Source organism: Flavobacterium sp. HSC-32F16, from assembly GCF_024171645.1.
Taxonomy (GTDB): domain Bacteria; phylum Bacteroidota; class Bacteroidia; order Flavobacteriales; family Flavobacteriaceae; genus Flavobacterium.
In genome coordinates this window covers 21,697-43,038 of the sequence record NZ_JALKAC010000012.1, presented here as the reverse complement: position 1 = coordinate 43,038, position 21,342 = coordinate 21,697, and the positions used below count along the sequence as shown (strand labels likewise).

The window sequence follows — 21,342 nt, the reverse complement described above, 5'->3', positions numbered from 1 at the left end:
AAAATAGTAGATTACTATATCGATTCCTTTTACAGTTTTATTTTCTTCAATTTAAACTTTGGCATCCAGCAATATAGCTAATTGAATGCAGGCCGATTCAGATCTATTACTCCACGCATGATTGGTTCCCCTTTGAATGACAATATCTCCGGCCTGTAAAAGTGTTTCTTCTTCATCAACAATCAAATAAATTTCGCCTGACAAAATGACGATGTAATCTAAAGTATCGGTTTGATGCATCAACGGATGCGGCTGACCCTGTGGCGCTTCTATTCCTAAATCTTTATCGGGAGGAATTTGTACATAACGAAAATAACTTCCGTTTTTGGGTGTATTTGGGAAAGCGGTATTTTCAATAATTTTCTCCTCAAATTTTGCCGGAATACTGTCTGTTGACCAAATATCAGAAATAATCAAACCCGGAAAATGTTCTGATACATTGGTTACGATATTGTCTTGTTCAATTATTGATTTCCCATCGCGTAAACCTGTTACGATGCGTCTTGGAATTGTTTTCATATTTGTATGATTTCATTTGTTTACAAAGGCGTTTCACTAGCTTATAACAAACATAGTTTGCTGTTATTTGTCATTCCTTGGAATGACAAATATTGGCAATAATTATTTTTGGTTGATTTGCATAATTAATTTTCTGCCTTCCGTTTTATTTTCTCTTAAAATAGTCAATGCTTTTGTAACCGTTTCTGTTACTAAACCTCCAATAATTTGAATTTCCGGCGGTGTAATAATTTCATTTTGCAAAAGAAGTTTTAATTGATTTAGCCCGTTTTTGTAATAATCATATCGCTTTTCAAGTCCGTATGCATAATTGGAAATATTGAAGATTGAGACACCTTTACTAAAAAGAATCCCGCGAGATTCTGGCGTTGAAAAATTAGTTACATCTACATAAACACCGTTCGTTTTTAAGAGTCTTGCGCCAATTTCAGCAGTGCTGTTTCCAACTAAATCCACAACAAAATCAAAGTTTTTATTTTCATTTAAAGAAAGTGCGGTTTCGTAGATTTTATCTTTTTTATAGTTGATGATTTTTTCAGGCTTTACGCCAAGACCAACTAAAGCATTACTGCTATTTTCATTGCCGGCAGTAACAATTACATTTTTATAACCATTGGCAAGCAGTAATTTTACCAGCATATTCCCTACTCCGCCCGCGGCGCCTGTAATTAATATCGAATCATATAAATTGGCATTCATGCGATTAAACGATTGTAACGCGGTTAATCCTGCAGACGGAATTGCCGCCGCTTCTTCAAAAGAAATATTCGAAGGTTTGTGTACTGCGATTTCTTCAGGAACACAAATGTATTCGGCGTAAGTTCCGTTAGATCCCATACTTCCTGATCCGCAGAAAACGGCATCACTAATTTTAAAATGAGTTACGTTTTTCCCAATCGCTGAAACGATTCCTGAGAATTCCCGGCCCAGAATTGGAGAATGCAAAAGCTTTCTTTCAGATCCGTCTTCTGTCATTTGATAATCAATTGGATTAAATCCTGAAGCCATTATTTTAACCTGAATCTGATTTTCCTGAGGTATTGGAATAACGACATTTTCTAGTCGAAATTCACGATTTTCCTGTAATACAACTGCTTTCATTTTTATTATTTTAGTATACAAAAGTATGGACGCTATGTTCTATTTTTGTTATGGGTTAACCCGAGGTAACCGGTTACCAAATAGAAACTAGTATGGCAAAAATTAATGATAATGGAACAATTCGAGAAGCAAACTGCTCTGAAGAACTTATGGCAATGCGCGATAGTCTGGACGTTTTAGGCGGTAAATGGAAACTGATGATTTTACGTTTCTTAACCAACAGAACGCATCAGGTTATTCATTTTAAAAAGATGCAGCGCGAAATAGGCGGTATATCGGCAAAAATGCTGAGTAAAGAACTTAAAGAATTAGAAACTAATTTATTGATCAGCAGAACGGAGCAAGATACTAAACCTGCAACTGTGGCGTATGCGATTACAGAATATGGAAAATCTGTGCTTCCGGTAACGGAAACCTTAGTAAACTGGGGATTGTCACATCGAGAGAAAATTATTGAGTCCCTTAAATAAATTATTCAAATCATTTTCGTTTAGAAACCCGACAGGTTTTAAAAACATGTCGGGTTTAATAATTAAACTAACTTAAACCATTCATTTACTTCTTCGGCTATATTTTCTTTAATTTCAGGGTTTTCAAATTCATTCGTCGCCGAATTATATTCATATTCTGTCTGCCATTTTTTGTAATGCAAAGTTACTTGTTCAATCGCATCACACACAAATACAAGTTCATCATTGCTCATAATCGGATGCAGAGATAAACGCACCCAGCCCGGTTTATTGGTTTGGTTTTTCTCTAAAAGTTCATTTGTAATTGCTTCCGATTTCTTTTCATTAATATTGAACAAATAATGCGCGTAAGTACTTGCACATGACCAGCCTCCGCGAACCTGAATTCCGAAACGGTCATTTAAAAGCCTTACAATCAGATTATAATGAATATCTTCGATTACAAAAGAAACACAACCAATTCTTTCTGTTGTTAAATCTCCTAAAATGGACAAACCTTTTATTTTTTGAAGTCTTGAAAAACAAAGATCAAGCAGTTCTCTTTCTCTGTTTTTGATGTTCTCCACTCCCATTTTATCTTTTAATTCTAAAGCTAAGGCAGTTCTTATTACTTGCAGAAATCCTGGCGTCCCGCCATCTTCTCTAACTTCTATGACATCGCTGTAACAATATTTCCCTAAAGGATTCGTCCATTTTACATTTCCACCGCCGGGATTATCCGGAAAACCAGATTTATATAGTTTTTCATTAAAAACCAAAACACCGCAAGTTCCTGGTCCGCCTAAAAATTTATGAGGCGAAAAGAAAACAGCATCTAACTGCTGTTCCGTATCTTTTGGATGCATATCGATTTTAACATACGGCGCCGAAGCTGCAAAATCAACAAAGCAAAGTCCGCCGTTTTGATGCATAATCTTGGCCAGTTCGTGATAAGGCGTAATAATTCCCGTAACATTTGAACAGGCTGTAAACGAACCTATTTTTAAGCTTCTGTGCGCATATTTTTTAATTTCCTCAGAAAGAATTTTGGGATCAACTAAATTGTTTTCATCTGCAGGCAAAATCACCACTTCCGCATTGGTTTCATACCAAGGAACCTGATTGGAATGATGCTCCATGTGCGTAATAAAAACAACGGGTTTGTCTTCATAATCATTCAAAGCGGCAGATAAACTATTATCAGAAGTACGAAGTCCCATGATGCGCTGCAGTTTCGACAAAGCAGCTGTCATTCCGGTTCCGGTTGTAATTAAAACATCGGTTTCGCTGGCATTAACCGACTTCTTAATAACATCTCTGGCATATTGGTAAGCATAAGTAGAAGTTTTTCCGGTTTGACTGGAAAGTGAATGCGTATTAGCAATCATCGGTCCGATTTTATTAAGCATAATATCCTCGATTGGAACGTATAATCTTCCGCTGGCAACCCAATCTGCATAAAGCAGATTTTGTTTTCCATAAACCGATTTAAAAGTATGATCTGTACCTACTGTATTTTCTCTAAATTTAGAAAAATAGCTTTCTAATTCAATTGGTTTTGTTTTTGTCTCAATAGCATTCATTTCCCTATCATTTTTAATTAACTAAATTTATTATTGATTGAATCTTTCAAAGAATTCAAAAGTTCTTAAAAGCTGGTCAATTCTCTGGCGATTGTCTCCGCTTCTGGTTATTTCATGGCTTGCACCCGGCTGTCTTACATATTCTACAGGTTTTCCTAAAACTTTCAGGGTTTTGTACAACATTTGGCTCTGTGTAACGCCGGTTCTGTAATCATTGTCTCCGTGAATAATCAAAAACGGGATATTGATATTCTGTGCATAATTTAACGGCGACTCACGTTCTAAAATGGCTTTTGTTTCTTCTTCCCACGGATAACCGCCCCAATATCTTGGAACCATTCTCCATACATTTCCTTCTCCAAAAAAAGTTCCCAGATCATAAACCCCGCGTTGACTTGAAGCGGCTTTAAAACGCTGATCGTGGCTGATAATCCATGTCGTTAAATATCCTGCGTAAGAACCTCCTGTAATAAATAATCGAGTTGTATCTGCCCAGCCTTGTGCAACGGTTTTGTCTAAAGCAGTTAAAACATCGCTTGATGGTCCTGGTCCCCAATCTTTAATATTAGATCTCAGGAATGTTTCTCCATAGCCCGAAGATCCTCTTGGATTACTATACAAAACACCATATCCCTGAGCAGCAAAAAACTGATATTCCAGCCACATACTTCCATCACCGGGTCCAAACATTGATGCTGGACCGCCGTGGATTTCTGTTAATAACGGATATTTTTTACCCTGCTCAAAACGAGTAGGTTTTGTGATCCAATATTCAATTTCCAATCCTTTTTCGTTTGTAAAAGTCCCTTTTTCCGGAAAACTGATTTCTTTGTTCTGAAGCCAGCCTGTATTGAATTCTGATACTAATTTGGGATCTTTTAATTTGAGGTCAGAAACATATAATTCTGATGGATTTTTGACCTCGGTTTTAGCAAAAACCAAAATGCCGTTATTGAAGTCATAATCAGTAATTCCCTGATCAAAAGAAGAAAGTGTTTCTACTTTTAGAGTGTTTAACGGCACCGTGCAAAGCACATATCCGCCGTTGCTTGATGAAGTAAAATAAAGCTGTTTTTCATCTTTAGAAAATCGAACATTATTATTATTTCGATCATAATCAATCACTTTACTTTTAGCCGAAGGATTTTCTAAATTGAAGATTTTAAGAACCGGAACCGATAAATTATTGATAATGCTTTCCTGATACGCCAATTGTTTTCCTGAAGGCGAAACGGCTAAAAGCTGAAACACAATATTTTCTGCCCCTAATACTTCGGCAGCATTTGTACCGTCGGTATTAATTGTATAAATTCTGTTTTCCAAAACTCTGTCCGGATGTCTTTTTTCATTGATATTTCCGTTGAAAGCAATTTTGGAATTGTTTACGAAATAAGGATTTGAATGCGAATAAAAGCCTTTTGTTACCGCTTTTTCTTTTGCGCCCAGTTTGGCATCAATAATAAAAATATGAGAAAAACGTAATTCACTGCTTACTGCGGTTTCAGTTTGAAATTGCAGTTTGTCAACTACTTTTGCTTTTTTGTCTTTTTCATTGTTTTCCAAATACGCTCTGACTGCTTCGATATTTCCGTTTGGATCTGCTTTGGTTTTGTTGATTTTCAGATTTTCATTCGCAGTAAATCCGGGTTTTTCAAAACTCCAAATAGGCAATTCTTTTTTTGGATTTAAAACCGAATCTTTAACCAATTCATTGATTTGTATCGATGCAGTAAACAAAATTTGTTTTCCGTCCGGGCTCCATTTTGGGTTTCCGGCGCCGTATTTGGATTCGGTTAACTGAACGGCTTCTCCGCCTTCATCCACCTTAAAAAGGAATATTTGAGATTTTCCTTTTATACTTCTTGTAAAAGCGATTTGTTTTCCATCAGGACTGAAAACGGGAGAACTTGATCCTTCTTTCCCGAAAGTCAATTGTCTTGGCACACTGTTTTTAGACGTTTTAGTAATCCAAAGTTGTGTGTCGTAATCGTAATCTAATGCATTTTCCGGATTTTTAATGATGCTTTTTACAGTAAAAACAGCATTTTGTCCATCTTTGCTTACCTCAACATCACCAACGGTTCTGATTTTTAAAAGATCAGTAACCTGAATGAGTTCTTTTTTCTGCTGGCTGAAACAACAGACAGAAGCAATTAAAGCAAGAGTTATGTATAATTTATTCTTGATCATCTCGATTTACTTTTAGTTTTTAACGTTTTCTAATATCAGTTTCATGAATTCTTCTCCCGAAACTCCGCCTTTCTTTTTAATGAAATCTTTTGGTGTATTATCTCCGATTTCAAAAACCAAAGCTTCTGTTTTATAGGTTTCAAACAAATAACTGAATAGCGTAAAAGTTGGCGGTTTGAAATACAATGGCTTTATGTGAGGTGTATAACCCGGAATTCCGTCTTTAACTTTGTTGAGCCAATTTGGCACAAAACCCGGAATATTTCCTTTTAGATTTGGATCAACGGTATAATAAATATCATCGTGTGTCGAATGAAAATCAATTGAAAAGAACAGCTTTTTATCGTCTTTAATTTCATTTTTAAGGAAATCGCGAACCGCTCTTGTTTCCGGCTGATTGAATTCATTATAATCGCGGTTTAAATCGATTCCGCCCGAATTATGTCTCCAAAAACCGCCGTCAACGCCATCGGGATTCAGCAGAGGAATGACGTACACTTCAAATTTCTTTCTGAACTTTTTTGCCAATGGCGTATCGGCTGTTAAACTTTCAACAAAAGCTTCAAGAGCATAATGTCCCGTAACTTCCGGCGGATGGTTTCTGCCCGAAATCAGGATTTTACTTTTTGAAGCCGGATTTCCAATACTAAAAACCGGAATTTTTCTTCCCTCGGCAGTTAAACCTATTGAAGCTTCGGCTGTATTGTTTTTATTTTTTAAAGTCGAAATCCACTCGTTTATTTCTTTGGAAGTTTTAAGTTCCTGAGCGGCTATCCAAGTGGTATCTTTATTTACTTTGACTGTTAAAACGTAATTGGAATCTTTTTCTCTTTTTACGAAAGTTCCGTTTTCAGAAGCTTTCCATTGTTTTCCGTCGGCACTTGTTTTTGCATTGTAACGGTGTTTAACTCCTGCAGGATAATCAAAACGAATTTTTATTTCTTTATCGTTTTTTGACCAGACTTTAAAAGCATACCACGGACTTCCGTTTATTGGCGCATTTTCGGGCGTAATCAAAACACTGAAAGTATTGTCGTCTAATTTTACAACGCCGTTTAGTCTTGCTCCCGCAAAATCATTCCCAAAGAAAACTTCATCGCCTGTTTTATCAAAAACGCCTTTCCATTGTTTTTGAACAGGACGCGTTACGGTCGAAACCGCCGTAATAGGATCTTGTCCTTTAAAACTACTTTTTACTTGTGCATTTGTTGTTATAGCAAGTAATACAGCGGTTGAAAAAAATAATTTCGTTTTCATTTTTATTATTCTTTAATTTTTTATGAGTATTGTTTTGTTTTTTAAACACATAGAGACATAGTTTTTTTGTCTCTAAAGGCATTTTATTTATCCAAACAAACATCGTTCAGTTTGTCATTTTGATTTCTATGATAAAACCAAATCTTTTTTTCAGGAGCTAATCCCGCTATCCGTTCCAATCTTTTGTGGTCTCGTTAAAAAACGAGACCACAAAAGGATTTCCACTTCTATCGGGGCTAGTACAATCATTTTCATAACAATATTTTCCGTTTAGTTTGTCATTTCGACCGCAGGGAGAAATCGCACTAGTTAATCCATCCCTAATTGTCGGTAAATCTTTGTCGACTTACGAGTGCGATTTGCTTCGCCTGTTCGCTATCGCTCGAGTCTCGTTCCTCGAAATGACAAAAAAACATATTACTTATCCAAAAGCGTTTTAAGCGTTGTCTGTAAATCTTCTCCGCGAAGGTTTCTCGCTACAATTATTCCTTTTGAATCCACTAAATAATTTCCCGGAATTGCTCTTACTCCGTATAACTTCGCAATTGTGCTGTTCCAATATGTTAACTCAGAAACGTGCAGCCAGGTCAAATTATCATCCTGAATTCCTTTTACCCAGTTTTCTTTCTTTTTATCCAGAGAGATTCCCATAATGTTGAAACCTTTATCATGATATTCTTTATAAGCGGCTACAATATTTGGATTTTCTTTTCGGCAAGGTCCGCACCATGAAGCCCAAAAATCAACTAAAGTGTAGCCTTTTAAGTTTTCTGAAAAACGAACTGGTTTACCTTCCGGATCAGGAGCTGTGAAATCAGGGGCTTTTTTTCCAACCGCTAATCCGTTTAAAACAGTAACCAGTTCTTTTAATTCTTTCACATAAGTGGTATTCTGCTGGCTTTTATCAAGAAGAGCAATATTTTTTGTAATTTCTTCCGGTGATAATCTGTACGACCAGTTTCTGTACAACACATAAGACGAAACAATAGATTTAGGATGCTCTGTAATGAATTTACTGATTTCTACATCTTTTGTTTTTTTATAGATTTCAAATAAATTCTGAGATTCTGAACCTTCTACAACAGAAGCGCTGTAATATTTCTTCGGACTTAATTTTACATTAATTGGTCCTTTATCAAGGAAAACATAAAGCGGAATATTCGCTGTATTCACACTTAAACCATATAATTCCGGAGTTGTAACTTTAGTTTTAAAACTAAAACTTCCGTCTTTTACTTTTACCGAATCAATGGTCGTAAACATTTTATTATGAAACTTTTGCAGATAAACATATTGTGCAACTGTATCTACAACAGTTCCTTTTAATTGTAAATTACTTTCTTGTGCCTGAGTTTGGGCAGCTGCAAGAAATAAAGCAAAACCTAACAGTATCTTTTTCATCTTATTTGATTTTAATATTAGTATTTATTGTGGTTTAGATTAGTATAATTTATTGGCTGCCAATTCTGTATTAGCAGGCGGAAAAATATAATTAGCATCAGATGGTGTTACGGCCGGAGTCTGCAATTTGCTGTCTCCTTTTGCCGGAAGCGTCTCTAAGTTTCTTAATAAATCCGGTCCGCGGAATCCTTCTCCTAATAATTCGATTCGGCGTTCTTTCCAAATAGCCTGAATCAATTGATTTTGATCTGACGTCACTGAAACTGGAAAAGTATAAGAAGCATCAGAGCGCTGGTGAACTGCTGTTAAAAGATTCGCAGCCAATGTCAGGTTTCCGGTTTTGGCAGCTGCCTCAGCATAATTCAGTAATACTTCTGAATATCGTATTACCGGAATGTAATCTAAGAACGGTGATGGCTTGGCGTATTTTTTAAAGTATTGTTTTCCCGAAACGGTTCTAGTTAAATCACGTCTTTTATCTGTAGTTCTCCATTGTGCATCACCAAAAATTCCCGTTGGATTTAGATAATATTCTAAATTGGTATTGTAGATATACGCTATTGAAGATTGCCCTGTATACGAATCCAAACTACTCATTGGAATGCTGAAAATAGATTCAACTGTTGCATAATTAGAAGAAAAAATTACGGTAATATCCGGCTGTAATACATGCTTAACCTCGCTGGCAGTTGTAGAAAACGGCGCTTGGCTCTGCGGTGCCAGTTTTGCCGCTTCTTCAATTACTTTTGCCCAATTGTTGAGTGTTAAATAAACTCTTGTTTTTACAGCAATTGCTGTGCTTACGTGTGCTCTTGTCGTATTTAAATCGGCAGTAGCATAACTCTGCGGCAGTGCGGCTTCGGCTTCATCTAAGTCTTTTAATATCTGCGTATAAATTTCTGCCACAGAGCTTCTTGCTAAATCATTATTGGCTGTTCCGGTTTCAGCTTTTAATCGAAGCGGAACTCCTTTTGAGGCACCAGCATCTTTATTATAAGGCTGTCCGAAGTTGATCACCAAAGTATAATAAGCCAATGCACGAACCAATTTTGCCTCGCCAATATATTGTCTTGCTTTTTCTTCTGTAATTACGCCTTGGTTCACTGCTAAACCTTCAATTAAAATATTGGCATTATTAATTGCAGAATAAGCTTGTCCCCAAAGGTTGTTAATGTCGTTTGAACCCGAACTGTATGAATTGTTCCAGCTTTCGTAACCTGTAAAATTATTAGCCGTAATATTGATAAAATCTTCACCACGCTGATCCTGATACAATAAAATTCTTCCTCCGTATAAACTGGCTCCTTTAAATGCTTTGTAAATTCCGTTTACCAAACCTTCAATTCTTGCCGGAGTTTTAAAAATATCCTTGTCAGAAACTGTGGTTTCCGGTGCTATGTTTAAATCTTCATTGTTTTCGCAGGAAGTAAATACAATACTCGACAACAGCAATAATGTAACAATGGGTTTTCTATATGATTTGAAATATGTTTTCATTGTAATTTTTATTAGAGATTAAAAACCGACGTTAAGACCAAATGTGAATGTTCTTCCCTGTCCAACTGAATTCTTTTCGACTCCCATAGAAGTTGTTGAAGCTCCGTTTGATGACGTTTCTGGATCAGAGCCTGTGTAAGATGTAATCAGGAAAAGATTGGTTGCCTGCACATACAATCGAACCGATGATAATTCTGCTTTTGCCAAAATATTTTTTGGAAGAGAAAAACCAACCGCTAACTGCTGCAATCTTAAGAAATCAGCTTTTTCTGCATTATCAGAAATAGCAAATCCGCTTGATCCGTTTGAAATAACGTCGTTGTAAACCAATCTCGGAATATTAGTTTCCTGACCTGGTGTTGTCCATCGGTTTAAAACATCTGTTGAATTGTTGTAAAAACGCTGATCTAAAAGGGTTCCTCTCGTATTGTTCATTACTTTATTTCCTCCAGAATAAGTGAACCCTACTGTAAAATCGAATGCTTTATATTGAAAGTTATTTGTTAAACCTCCATACCAAACCGGCAGTGCGTTACCCAAAACCTGATAATCGGCTACTGTAATTGCTCCTGCTGTAGATCCGTCTAAATATGTCCAGTTGCTTTGTCCCGAAGGAACTGCGGCACTGTATTGTACTTTTTCTCCATTTTTATTGATGAAAATTCTGCGCCCATTATCAGGATTTACTCCTGCACTTACTGCTCCGTAAAGACTTCCGGCAGAATAACCTACTCTGGTAATATTATTAGCTTCTGTAGTAACCTGCGTATAGCCAATAATGTCTGTATTTCCTTCGGCAAGAGCCGTAACTTTATTTTTTACGTGAGTATAATTGAAAGAGGCTTTCCATTGAAAATTTTCATTATTTACGATTGAAGCATTCAAACCTAATTCAATACCACGATTGTACATTGATCCAACGTTTGAAAGAATAGCATCGCCGGGAATTCCTTTTGACGGCGATTGTGGTGTGCTTAAGATTAATCCGTTTACATTATTGTTGAAATAATCTGCGGTTAACTGTAATCTGTCTTTAAAGAAACCTGCTTCAAGTCCGATGTTGGTCTGGTCACTTGTTTCCCAGCCTAAATCTTCATTTCCAGCCTGAGAAATGGCCCAGGTTGAAGCGGTTCCGTAAATAGATGCGCCATACAAATTTTGTGAGGCATACGCTGATGAAAGATTTCCGTTACCCACTCTTCCCCAGCTTCCTTTTAATTTAAGTGAACTGAAATAATCGATAATGCCGCTGTTTTTAAAGAAAGCTTCTTCGCTTACCGACCATCCCGCAGAAATACCGCCAAAGTTTCCGTATTTGTTATTCACTCCTAAAGCTGAGTTTCCGTCTTTTCTAAAGTTTCCAGTAATGAAATACTTTCCTGCATAATCATACGATAATCTGAAGAAGGAAGAAAGAAAAAGTCTTTCTGACAAACTGTTTCCAGATGATCTGATAGTTCCCCAGGTTCCCTGATAATTTTCAAAAAACGGATCTGAAACATTCGTCTGATTGGCTCCCCAAGAAGAATTTTCAAATTTCTGAATATCATAACCTGCAAGCGCTGCAACATGATGATTTTCGCCAAAACGTCTGTCAAATGATAAGCTGTTTGTAAAATTGTAATTGTTTCTTAAAGCTGCAATATTGGTTGAAGAACCTCCCGTAGCAAAAGCCGAAGATCCAAGGTTTGGACTTAAATACGTGATATTTTCAGAACGAAGCCTGTCGATTCCGTAATTAGAATCAAATTTAAAACCTTCAAAAAAAGTAATCGCTGCATGCACATTTCCAACAAAATGATCGTTTGAACTGGTGTATTTACTGTTTTCAAACAAAGCTCCCGGATGCCATAAAGTATTGGTAAACAAATTATTTCCCGGACTTGCTGTTCCTGTTGAACTTAAATTATAAGAACCGTCTGCATTGTATGGAGAAACGTTTGGAGGCAGTGCAAAAGCCAGACGTGCCGCACCAATTAACAACAATCCGCTGCTGCTCAATGAACCTGTATTTTGCGCCTGATTAAAAGTGTTGTTATAAGAAAGATTTCCGCCTAATTTCAACCAGCTGTTTACATCATGGTCAATATTGAATCTTGCGCCTTTTCTTTCAAACTCATTATCCTTTGTAATTCCTTCTTGTTTTGAATAGTTGGTTGAGAAATAATATCTTGTTTTATCTGTTCCGCCAGAAATACCAATGTTATGATTTTGAGAAACTGCATCACGGTATACCTGATCTTTCCAATTAGTGTTTATTCTGGAACCATCAGCATTGAAAGACGGAAAGAAAAGCGCTGATGCAACAGCAGTATTATTTTCGTTTCCGGTTAATATCTTACTGTTTAAAACGGCTTCGTTTTTTATGTCTTCATATTGTGTATTGTTTAAAAGATCAGGAAGTCTTGTTGCTCTAGTGATTCCAATCCATGAATCATAAGTTACTTTTGCTTTCCCTTGTTTTCCTTTTTTGGTTGTCACCAAAATGACACCTCCGGCAGCACGTGAACCGTAAATAGAAGTTGACGCCGCATCTTTTAAAATATCAATGGATTCGATATCAGCCGGATTAATATCAGACAGCGGATTGTTGGCAACTGAATTGGTTGTAGAAACATCTCCTGTATTTACCGGAATTCCATCAATAACCACTAAAGGAGAAGTACTTAACGAAATGGAATTTACGCCGCGAATTCGAATTACCGGAGCATCATTTAGAACACCGCTTGGTGTAGAAACATTTACTCCCGAAGCTTTTCCTATAAGTGCCTGCTCAAAACTCTGAACCGGAATATCTTTAATAGTTTTAGAAGTTACTCTGGCTGCAGCACCCGTAAATTCTTTTTTACTCTGTGTACCGTAACCTACAACTAAAACTTCTTTTAAAGTGGTGTTTTCAGAAGTTAAACGAACATCGGAAAAAGAAGAATTTGTATTTTTTTCTATCGATTTGTAGCCCACATAACTCAGGGTTAAAACTTTATCACTTTGAGATACAGCAATAGAAAACTGACCGTCAGCATCACTGATTGAAGATTTATTACTTGCGGATGCTGCAATAGTAACGCCTGGAAGCGGCTCGCCGTTTTCAGAATCACGAACCGTTCCGTTGATCGTTCGGTCCTGTGCCAGAATCTGGCTCGGTATTATACTCAGCAAAAATAATAAGCTTAGTAAGATTTTTTTCATTTTGGTTTTAGTTTAAGATTGAACATAAGAATTCCTGGGCCAATGCAAAAAAGGCCTTTAGCAAATGCTATTTAAAAAGAAATATGTATGGGAGTTTAGTGTTTTCGCATTCGGAAAACAGAAAGACTATATTCTTCGAAAATTGAATTCAGATGTTCGTAACTGGCTTGTAAATAATGTAGTTTGGTTTTCATTTTAAAAAAATAATAATTTTAACAATGATGACCCTTATTCAGATTTTGAGGAAAATCTTTCTTATCTGTCCCGCAAGGCGGGAAGGATTTAGCACCTTATTCGGCAACAGGTTGCTAAGACGTCAATGGGCCTATTCCCTCGGTCTTTCTGGATAAGTATCATTCAGAATTTTTCTGTGATACAAATATATATTAATTCTACCGAATTAGTAGTATTTAAAATTATATTTTTTAAAATTTTAATTAAAAAGGTTATTTGAAAAATTATAAACACCTATAAATTAACCACTTATAGATAAAGTAAATTTTAAAGAAGTATTTTTTTATAACGGGAATTCATACGTTTCGTTGCTAAAAAACAGCAAATAGTATTTTTTTGCTGCAGAAAAATTATAAAAAAAACTCATTTCTGTTTTTGAAATGAGTTTGTATTAGATCTGAACGGCATAATTTTTTAGTGTTCCGAAGTTATGATCAACATCAAAAAAAAGCTGGTCGTTCGAAATACCTGACCATCGTTTAAAATTGAAAATTCCATAAAGACTAAATCTATTTATTTTTTTTAATAAATCATCTTTGGAAAGCTTTTCTTTTAATTCTGCAATCAATAAAAAACTAAACAAGGAGAATAATTCATAAAATACAGCTTCATTTTCTATAAATTGATCTTTTTTGAGAACAACAAAATATTCTTTATAAGTAACTTTTTTGTTTTGAATAAAAACATGTTCTTTAAGTAATTTAATATTTTTATCAATTGATTTTTCATAAGCCGAATCTCCTAAATATATTTTATAACCCTTATTTTGAGAAGATAAAACCAATAGAATATAATCTGAATTAATACCGTCTCTTTTGAAAAAATATTCTTTTCTTTTCAAGAAATTTTCTAATTCTAAAACGCTAAAGTTGCATTTTATAAAAGAATGGTTTTTATCCTTTCCTATTTTTGCCGATTCAATTTTAATACTCTTCTTTAACTTCATTTAAAATTATTGATTTGAAATTACAGTGATTTTCTCCAAAGCTTTTTAATTAAAACAATCTAAAGTTAAGATTTTAAATCATTAAAATAAGCCGTAGTTTCTTCAATCAATGAATACATCAATTCCTTTGCTTTTGTATGTTTTAAGATTGGCGAAATTTGTCCTCCCCAAAATAAGATCATATCCCATTTTTGCTGATCAAGAGCCGCTTTTCTCAAAGGAGAAATAAAAGTAGTCTGCAATGGGAAAGGAAGAATGTTCGATTCTTTTCCAATTATATCTTTTGCAATTCGGCTTGTAATTCCGCGTCCAAGTCTACCCGTGTATGCACGTGAAAGCGTTGTATATTTTGCTGCGTCAGAAAACAACATTTCTCTATGAATGGGTAATGCATTCGATTCATCTACAGCTAAAAAAGCCGTTCCTATTTGGGCTGCGCTTGCGCCTAATGTTAAGGCTGCGGCAACTCCTTTTCCGTCGGCAATTCCACCAGCTGCAATGATTGGAGTTTTAATTTTTTCGCGCATTAACTGCAGTAAAACAAAAGTTCCGGTTACAGATGCTTCGGCATTGGTCAAAAAAGAAGGTCGGTGTCCGCCAGCTTCAAAACCAGAAGCGATAATCATATCTACACCTTTACTTTCCAGAAAAATAGCTTCATCAAGCGTTGTAGCTGCGCCGACGGTAACAATTCCTGATCTTCGAAATTGTTCTAAAACATCATCTGAAGGAACGCCAAACATAAAGCTGAAGACCTTCGGTTTAACATCTAAAATAACTTGTAACTGGTTTTCGAATCTCGATTGAAACGGTGCAGGTTTTTCCGGTAACGGAATTCCTAACTCGTCATAATAAGGTTTAAAAAGTGCTTTTGTTTTCTCAAACTGTTCATCGGTTAAACCTCCATCCGGAATATCATGATCTGAAACCCAAAGATTAATGTTATACGGCTTATCCGTGGCTGCTTTTATTTGTTTATCAACTTCGTAAATTTCCTGCGGACTTAAAGTGTAAGCTCCATAACCGCCTAATCCGCCAAGATTAGAAACCGTCGCCGTTAATTCTACCGTTGATAAATTGCCTGCAAAAGGGCCTTGTAAAATTGGATAATCAATTCCTAACAGTTCCTTAGCTTTTGTATTGTACCACATAGCTTCAAAATTTAAGTTATTTATTGGTATCTGTCAACATTTTATTGACGATAAGCCATTTGCCATTAATCTTATGGAAAGATAAAAAATCCCTATAATTAAAGTCGTACATTTTAACATTTAATTCCGCTACAGCGATAGAATTTACAACACTTATATGCAGAATTTCACCTTTAAAAGGTTTTCCTGAATCCTTTGGACTTTGTCTGTTTTTAACCCCGTCTAAATACAAATCAACAGTTTTAAAATAGGGCTGTCCGTTTATATCTCCGAAAAGAAATGTTCCGGGTTGAAAAATACTGCCAAGCAAAATCTCATCACCTTCATAAATGCCTTTAAAATAATAGTTTTCTATTGCATCGGTAATGGCCTGAATTTCTATTTGATTTTCCATTTTATTAGTATTTTGAGCTTTTATGCCCTGAAAACTCCAGAGCATAAAAGCAGTTAATAATATAGTTTTCACCTTAATTTAAATTGTGTCCTGCACCTTTTCCTCCATCAACATTGATGATTGATCCGGTAATAAAATTGCTTTTGGCAACTGTGTAGACCATTTCAGAAACATCGTCGATCTCTCCTACTCTGTTTAATAAATGCAATCCGGCACTTTGATCTGCGTTGTCACCATGCATTGGCGTACGAATTACACCCGGCGCAACGGTATTGAAACGAATGTTTTGTTTTCCGAATTCTGCCGCTAACTGAATCGTTAAAGCATGAATGGCACCTTTACTTGCAATTGGAGCCGAAGCAGGCCATCCGCCTAAACCGTGATTTACTAATGGAGTTCCGATATTGATTACAACTCCGCCTTGCTGTTTCAGCATTTGCGGAACTACTGATTGTGTTGTGAAATAAGTTCCTTTTAGATTGGTTTTTAAAAATGTATCTAAATACGCTTCGTCCACTTCTAAAAATGGTTTGCTGGCAAAAATCCCTGCGTTATTAATTAATACATCTACAGAACCAAATTTTTCTAAAGCAATTTTAACCAATTGCTCGCCTGTTCTTTTATCGCTTACGTCTCCGGCAAACATTGCCAGATTTTCGCCTGCGCCAAATTCATTGAAAGTTTTTTCTAATGAAGATGCTGTAACTGAGTTTATAACCACATTATCGCCTCTGTCCAAGAAATATTTAGCGATTCCTTTTCCGATACCTGAAGCTGCTCCGGTAACGATTATTGTTTGTTTTTTCATGATACTTATTTTTTGTCGGCTGTTATGCCTTTTTCTCTTAATACTGAAACTTGTTCTCCTGCATAACCCCAATCGTCTAATTCGATTTCCTGAATCACAACGTGAGTCAAATGCGGATCTTTATTTAATACTTCTGTAATCAGGTTGGTAATCCCGCTGATTAATTCTTGTTTTTGCCCGCGTGTTACTCCTTCGCGGGTCAATTCGATTTTTACGTAAGGCATGATAATTAGTTTTTAGATTGTCCTGTAAAAACAGCTTCGGCAGTGATATTAAAATCTAGCTCAAAGTCGTTGTAGATTAAAGTGTCTCCCAAATCTTTGAAGAAATTTCCTGAACGGAATTTGATATCGTATTTGGTACGATCTATAATCAATTTACCTCCAAGTGAAAGGGTGTTGTTGTCATTGTTTACTTGTGCTTCAAATCCAACAAGATGTGTAATATCTTTTATAGTCAGGTTTCCTTCAAGATGATACGTTGTACCTGATATTTCTTTTACACTTAAAATATGTAATGCTGCTGTTGGGAATTTTTCGATAGAGAAAAAATCATCAGATGCAAGGTGTCCTGCAAATTGAGTGTTCGTTGCCGGATCTGTTACATCCAGAATTTTAATCGAAGTAGTGTCGATTACAATATTTCCTCCATTTATTTTTCCATCATTAAAGATGAAATTACCATTTTTGATACCTATTGTACCATTATGTGCACCAGTAACTTTTCTACCAGTCCATTCTACGCTGCTGTTTGAGCTTACGATTTCAAAATTTATTGTTTCCATTTTTTTGTTGTATTTAAAAGTACAGTACAAAGGAACGGCGACTATGGAAATCGGTTACGTGATGTAGATCACATTCTTTTTTTTGAGGTTCTAAGGGGCTGAGCTGCTAAGGTTCTAAGTTTTTTTTAGATATAGAATCTAAAGCATAGCCAGCGGTTTCAACCGCTGGAACGCAAGTGTTGTCATAATCTAAATCCCTGTGGTTGAAACCACTGGCAATATTTCTCAGCAGTAAAATAATCTGCTCAATCAGAAAATCTGTGAGAAACCAAATCTACACAAAACAAAAAAAATCCGTAAAATCCGTGGGCTAAAAAAATCAAGAATTATAAAGTCGGCTAAGAGTTTCTCTGGAAACACCTAAATAAGCAGCAATTAAATGCTTTGGAACTAAATTGTATAATTGAGGATATAAAGCCAAAAGTTCTTCGTAACGAATTTTGACATTATTATTCATAAAAGATAAAAGTCTTTTTTGAGATGCGATGTAGCCTTTATTCGTTCGCCAGCGAAAAAAATGCTCCACCTGATGAAATTCGGCACAGAGTTTCTCGCGGTCGCTGTTAGACAGAGAAAGCACAACAGCATCTGTAATACAATCCACATTTATGGCAGCCGGACTTTGGTTGTAAAGCGCATTATAATCAGACGTCCACCAGGTTGGCATCGCAAACTGGAGAATGTACATTTTGATTTCGTCATTAATATAAAAAGCTTTCAAACAACCCGAAATAACAAAATACTCACAATCGACTTTATCGCCTGCACTGATAATCGTTTGTCCTTTTTTAAAAGATAATGGCTTGAAATGCGAAAAGAAATAATCAAACTCTTCCTCTGTCAGCGAAACTGTTTTGGCGATATGTTCTTTTAAAAGTGTTTTGGCTTCCATTTTAAATGGTGACTATTTTGGTTTGAAAATCTTTGTAAAGTTATAAAATCAAATGAACTTATTGATTGTCTATTTGAGATTTGAATTTGTCCGTTTCACCAAAATTTGAATATGAAATCGACTGCCGTTGACGCAAATTTGTCCTGTTTAACAACTTAAAATTTAAAATCATGAATGCAAAAACAACAAAAATTATTTATTGGACAGGAATTATTTTAACTTCTTTATGGTTTGGTGCCAGCGGATTTTTTGAATTGACAACCAACAAATTAGTTTGGGAAATTACACAGCTTCTAGGTTATCCGGCACATTTCATTTACATCTTAGGTGTAATGAAAGTTTCAGGAGTCATCACCTTATTAATTCCGAATAAGTTATTACGATTAAAAGAATGGGTATTTGCGGGAGTATTTTTCGACATTATTTTCGCTTTCTTTTCAAAATTGGTTGTATTAGGTTTTCCAGCAACTATTGATGCGATTATCGCTTTTGTAATGGTAAGTGTTACTTATATAATGTTTAGAAAATTATATACTGCAACTTATGCATTACATTAATATTTTTGCCACAAAGACACAAAGGCACTAAGTTTTATTTCACTCATATTAGGCAGATTGCACAGATTATTAAAAAAATATCTGCGTAAATCTGCTTAAATATTTTTAAATCTGCGTGAAATAAAAAATCCTTTTAATCCTTTTAATCTGTGGCAAAAAAAACTTACCGCCTTTGTGCATTAGTGGCAAAACACCCTTGAGCCTTAAAACAAATAATTTTGAGCTTTTCAACAAAACAACAACCTCCATTCCCGCCGTAAATTTGTAATGAACTTAAAAACACAATTACAATGAACAAAATATGGTTTATTACAGGAAGCTCTCGAGGATTAGGACGTAATCTTACTGAAGCAGTTTTAGAAAGCGGAGACAAAGTAGCGGCAACTGCACGAGACATTAATCAGTTAAATGATTTAAAAGAAAAATTTCAGGATCAGATTCTGCCTTTAAAATTAGATGTTACCAATTATGATGAAGTGCATCAGGCAGTAAATAAAGCCGTGGAGCATTTCGGAAGAATCGATGTATTGGTTAATAATGCCGGATTCGGGATTATTGGTGCTGCAGAAGCTTATACAAGCGAACAAGTTAGAAGTCAGTTAGAAACTAATTTATATGCGCCTATTGAAATTACACGTGCCGTTCTGCCTTTTATGCGTAAACAAGGTTCTGGCCGAATTTTACAAATCAGTTCTGTTGGCGGACGCGTTGGGAATCCGGGTTTAACAATGTATCAGGCTGCTAAATTTGGTCTTGGCGGATTTACCGAGGCTTTAGCCAAAGAAGTTGCGCCGCTTGGAATTTTAGTTACGAGCGTAGAACCTGGCGGATTCCGTACGGATTGGGCTGGTGCATCAATGACCTATGCCGAAGATATTGAAGGTTACGAAATGGTGAAACAACGCACCGATTTCTTTAAAGGAGGAAATTTTATTCCTGTTGGAGATCCTGAAAAAGCGGCTAAAGTAATGGTTGATCTGGCTTCGCATCCAAATCCGCCTGTGCATCTTATTTTAGGAAGTGAAGCAATTGGGATTTTACAACACGCTGATCAAAACAGAACTGACGAAATGGAAAAATGGATGAATATAAGTTTATCCACGGATCATGAGGATTCTGGAAGTTTTTTCGATACAGCTCAGGGAAAATGGTATACTGGTAAGAAATAACAATTACAAAATGCAATATCAATGGCAATAAGATCATTATAACGCATAATTTTTTAAACACATAGGAACATAGTTTTTCTTTGTCTATAAAAGCGTTTCACTTGTTTAAACAAACATAGCTTATTGTTTATCACACAGATTTGCTTCGCCAGTTCGCTATCGCTCGGGCAGCAGATTTATGCAGATTAAATTTTAAAAAAATCTGCGTATATCTGCTTAAATCATTAAAATCTGCGTGAAATATTTTAAACATAAAGTTATGTGTGAAAATCTAGATTTTTTCAAACATCTTTTACTAAGAAAATAACCTATGTTTCTATGTGTTTAAAATATTCTCCAACTTAAATTTTTATAAATTTGTGATATGAACGATTTAAAAATAAATCAGAAAACCTCGCCAATTGCTTATTCCTGCTATTACACACAGAATCGTGAAGGCGAGCAATTTGCTGCACAGCATGTTTTGAGTTTTCAGATTTCGGGAATTCTTACTTTAAATAACGGGAATAAAGAATATGTTTTTAATCCTGGGGATTTTAGATTTATCAAAAGAAATCAACTTATCAAATTCATAAAACAACCCGATCCGAATACCGCTTTTCAGTCTATTTCCATTTATCTGAATCAGGAAGCACTTCGTGATTATTCGATACAATACAATCAGAAAACAAGTTTGATTAAAAGCCCGGAAACAGAAAGTGTTTTTCAGTTAAAAGAAGTTCCGTTACTAAAAAGCTTTATGAATTCGCTGATTCCATACATTAACGAAGATCAGTTAATAACCGAAGAACTTCAGACTTTAAAAGTAAATGAAGCCATTACTATTTTACTGCAATGCAATCCGGAATTAAAAGATATCCTATTTGATTTTAACGAACCCGGAAAAATTGATCTGGAAGCGTTTATGAAAAAGAATTTTCATTTTAATGTTCAATTAGATCGTTTTGCTTATTTAACAGGAAGAAGTCTGGCAACTTTTAAAAGGGATTTTCAGCGTATTTTTGATCTTTCCCCAAGTCGATGGCTCATTCAGAAAAGATTACAGGAAGCATATTATCAAATTAAAGAAAAGGGAAAGACGCCTTCGGAAGTTTATTTAGAAGTGGGTTTTGAGGATTTGTCGCATTTTTCATTTGCGTTTAAGAAACAGTTTGGGTTACCGCCTTCTAAAGTTTAGTGTTCAGTGATCAGTTTTTTTAGTGATCAGTCGCAGGATTTAGT

At 35.6% G+C, this 21,342-nt stretch carries 19 protein-coding genes and 1 riboswitch; of the genes, 4 read left to right on the top strand and 15 right to left on the bottom strand.

The window, feature by feature from the left end; genetic code table 11:
* Positions 1-51 precede the first annotated feature (51 nt).
* Both L1276_RS23715 and L1276_RS23710 read right to left on the bottom strand, forming a co-directional pair.
* Complete coding sequence (locus L1276_RS23715) at positions 52-519, bottom strand: cupin domain-containing protein (RefSeq protein WP_253792169.1); 468 nt, start codon at positions 517-519, stop codon at positions 52-54.
* Between the two features lie 102 nt (positions 520-621).
* Complete coding sequence (locus tag L1276_RS23710) at positions 622-1,620, bottom strand: NADP-dependent oxidoreductase (protein ID WP_253792167.1); 999 nt, start codon at positions 1,618-1,620, stop codon at positions 622-624.
* Positions 1,621-1,712: 92 nt separating this feature from the next.
* Between L1276_RS23710 and L1276_RS23705 the strand changes: the two genes are divergently transcribed.
* Entirely contained in the window at positions 1,713-2,090 is a 378-nt protein-coding gene (locus L1276_RS23705; RefSeq protein ID WP_253792165.1) for a helix-turn-helix domain-containing protein, read from the top strand.
* Positions 2,091-2,152: 62 nt separating this feature from the next.
* Here L1276_RS23705 and L1276_RS23700 read toward each other — a convergent pair whose 3' ends face one another.
* From L1276_RS23700 to L1276_RS23640, 13 genes are all read right to left on the bottom strand, one after another.
* A complete protein-coding gene (locus L1276_RS23700; protein ID WP_253792163.1) occupies positions 2,153-3,652 on the bottom strand; it encodes an aminotransferase class V-fold PLP-dependent enzyme in 1,500 nt (499 codons plus the stop codon).
* Between the two features lie 30 nt (positions 3,653-3,682).
* Complete coding sequence (locus L1276_RS23695) at positions 3,683-5,842, bottom strand: S9 family peptidase (RefSeq protein WP_253792161.1); 2,160 nt, start codon at positions 5,840-5,842, stop codon at positions 3,683-3,685.
* A 12-nt stretch (positions 5,843-5,854) separates the two neighbouring features.
* The gene (locus L1276_RS23690; protein WP_253792159.1) at positions 5,855-7,099 is read right to left on the bottom strand and encodes a M14 family metallopeptidase; all 1,245 of its coding nucleotides are present in this window, start codon (positions 7,097-7,099) and stop codon (positions 5,855-5,857) included.
* A 417-nt stretch (positions 7,100-7,516) separates the two neighbouring features.
* On the bottom strand, positions 7,517-8,500 hold the full coding sequence (locus tag L1276_RS23685) for a TlpA disulfide reductase family protein (protein WP_253792156.1): 984 nt from the start codon (positions 8,498-8,500) through the stop codon (positions 7,517-7,519).
* A gap of 39 nt (positions 8,501-8,539) precedes the next feature.
* The gene (locus tag L1276_RS23680; protein WP_253792154.1) at positions 8,540-9,997 is read right to left on the bottom strand and encodes a RagB/SusD family nutrient uptake outer membrane protein; all 1,458 of its coding nucleotides are present in this window, start codon (positions 9,995-9,997) and stop codon (positions 8,540-8,542) included.
* Positions 9,998-10,015: 18 nt separating this feature from the next.
* Entirely contained in the window at positions 10,016-13,186 is a 3,171-nt protein-coding gene (locus tag L1276_RS23675) for a TonB-dependent receptor (RefSeq protein WP_253792152.1), read from the bottom strand.
* Positions 13,187-13,438: 252 nt separating this feature from the next.
* Positions 13,439-13,539: riboswitch (SAM riboswitch) on the bottom strand.
* Between the two features lie 272 nt (positions 13,540-13,811).
* The gene (locus tag L1276_RS23670; RefSeq protein WP_253792150.1) at positions 13,812-14,366 is read right to left on the bottom strand and encodes a hypothetical protein; all 555 of its coding nucleotides are present in this window, start codon (positions 14,364-14,366) and stop codon (positions 13,812-13,814) included.
* Between the two features lie 65 nt (positions 14,367-14,431).
* The gene (locus L1276_RS23665) at positions 14,432-15,517 is read right to left on the bottom strand and encodes a nitronate monooxygenase family protein (protein ID WP_253792148.1); all 1,086 of its coding nucleotides are present in this window, start codon (positions 15,515-15,517) and stop codon (positions 14,432-14,434) included.
* A 16-nt stretch (positions 15,518-15,533) separates the two neighbouring features.
* Positions 15,534-15,911, bottom strand: a complete 378-nt coding sequence (locus tag L1276_RS23660; protein WP_253792146.1) for a nuclear transport factor 2 family protein — start codon at positions 15,909-15,911, stop codon at positions 15,534-15,536.
* Between the two features lie 73 nt (positions 15,912-15,984).
* Positions 15,985-16,719 (bottom strand): SDR family NAD(P)-dependent oxidoreductase, encoded by a 735-nt coding sequence (locus tag L1276_RS23655; RefSeq protein ID WP_253792144.1) that lies wholly within the window; start codon positions 16,717-16,719, stop codon positions 15,985-15,987.
* Between the two features lie 5 nt (positions 16,720-16,724).
* Positions 16,725-16,943 carry a 4-oxalocrotonate tautomerase family protein gene (locus L1276_RS23650; RefSeq protein ID WP_012025971.1) on the bottom strand — a complete coding sequence of 73 codons (219 nt, stop codon included), beginning with the start codon at positions 16,941-16,943 and terminating at the stop codon, positions 16,725-16,727.
* Between the two features lie 5 nt (positions 16,944-16,948).
* Entirely contained in the window at positions 16,949-17,503 is a 555-nt protein-coding gene (locus L1276_RS23645) for a YceI family protein (protein ID WP_253792142.1), read from the bottom strand.
* A 319-nt stretch (positions 17,504-17,822) separates the two neighbouring features.
* Positions 17,823-18,395 (bottom strand): Crp/Fnr family transcriptional regulator, encoded by a 573-nt coding sequence (locus L1276_RS23640; RefSeq protein WP_253792140.1) that lies wholly within the window; start codon positions 18,393-18,395, stop codon positions 17,823-17,825.
* Positions 18,396-18,565: 170 nt separating this feature from the next.
* On the opposite strand from L1276_RS23640, the gene L1276_RS23635 reads away from it, so the two are divergent.
* The 3 genes from L1276_RS23635 to L1276_RS23625 all read left to right on the top strand — a co-directional run bounded on the left by L1276_RS23635 (position 18,566) and on the right by L1276_RS23625 (position 21,298).
* Entirely contained in the window at positions 18,566-18,952 is a 387-nt protein-coding gene (locus L1276_RS23635; protein WP_253792138.1) for a DoxX family protein, read from the top strand.
* 290 nt (positions 18,953-19,242) lie between these two features.
* A complete protein-coding gene (locus L1276_RS23630) occupies positions 19,243-20,121 on the top strand; it encodes an oxidoreductase (protein WP_253792136.1) in 879 nt (292 codons plus the stop codon).
* A 364-nt stretch (positions 20,122-20,485) separates the two neighbouring features.
* A complete protein-coding gene (locus L1276_RS23625; protein ID WP_253792133.1) occupies positions 20,486-21,298 on the top strand; it encodes an AraC family transcriptional regulator in 813 nt (270 codons plus the stop codon).
* The last annotated feature ends 44 nt before the right edge of the window (positions 21,299-21,342 follow it).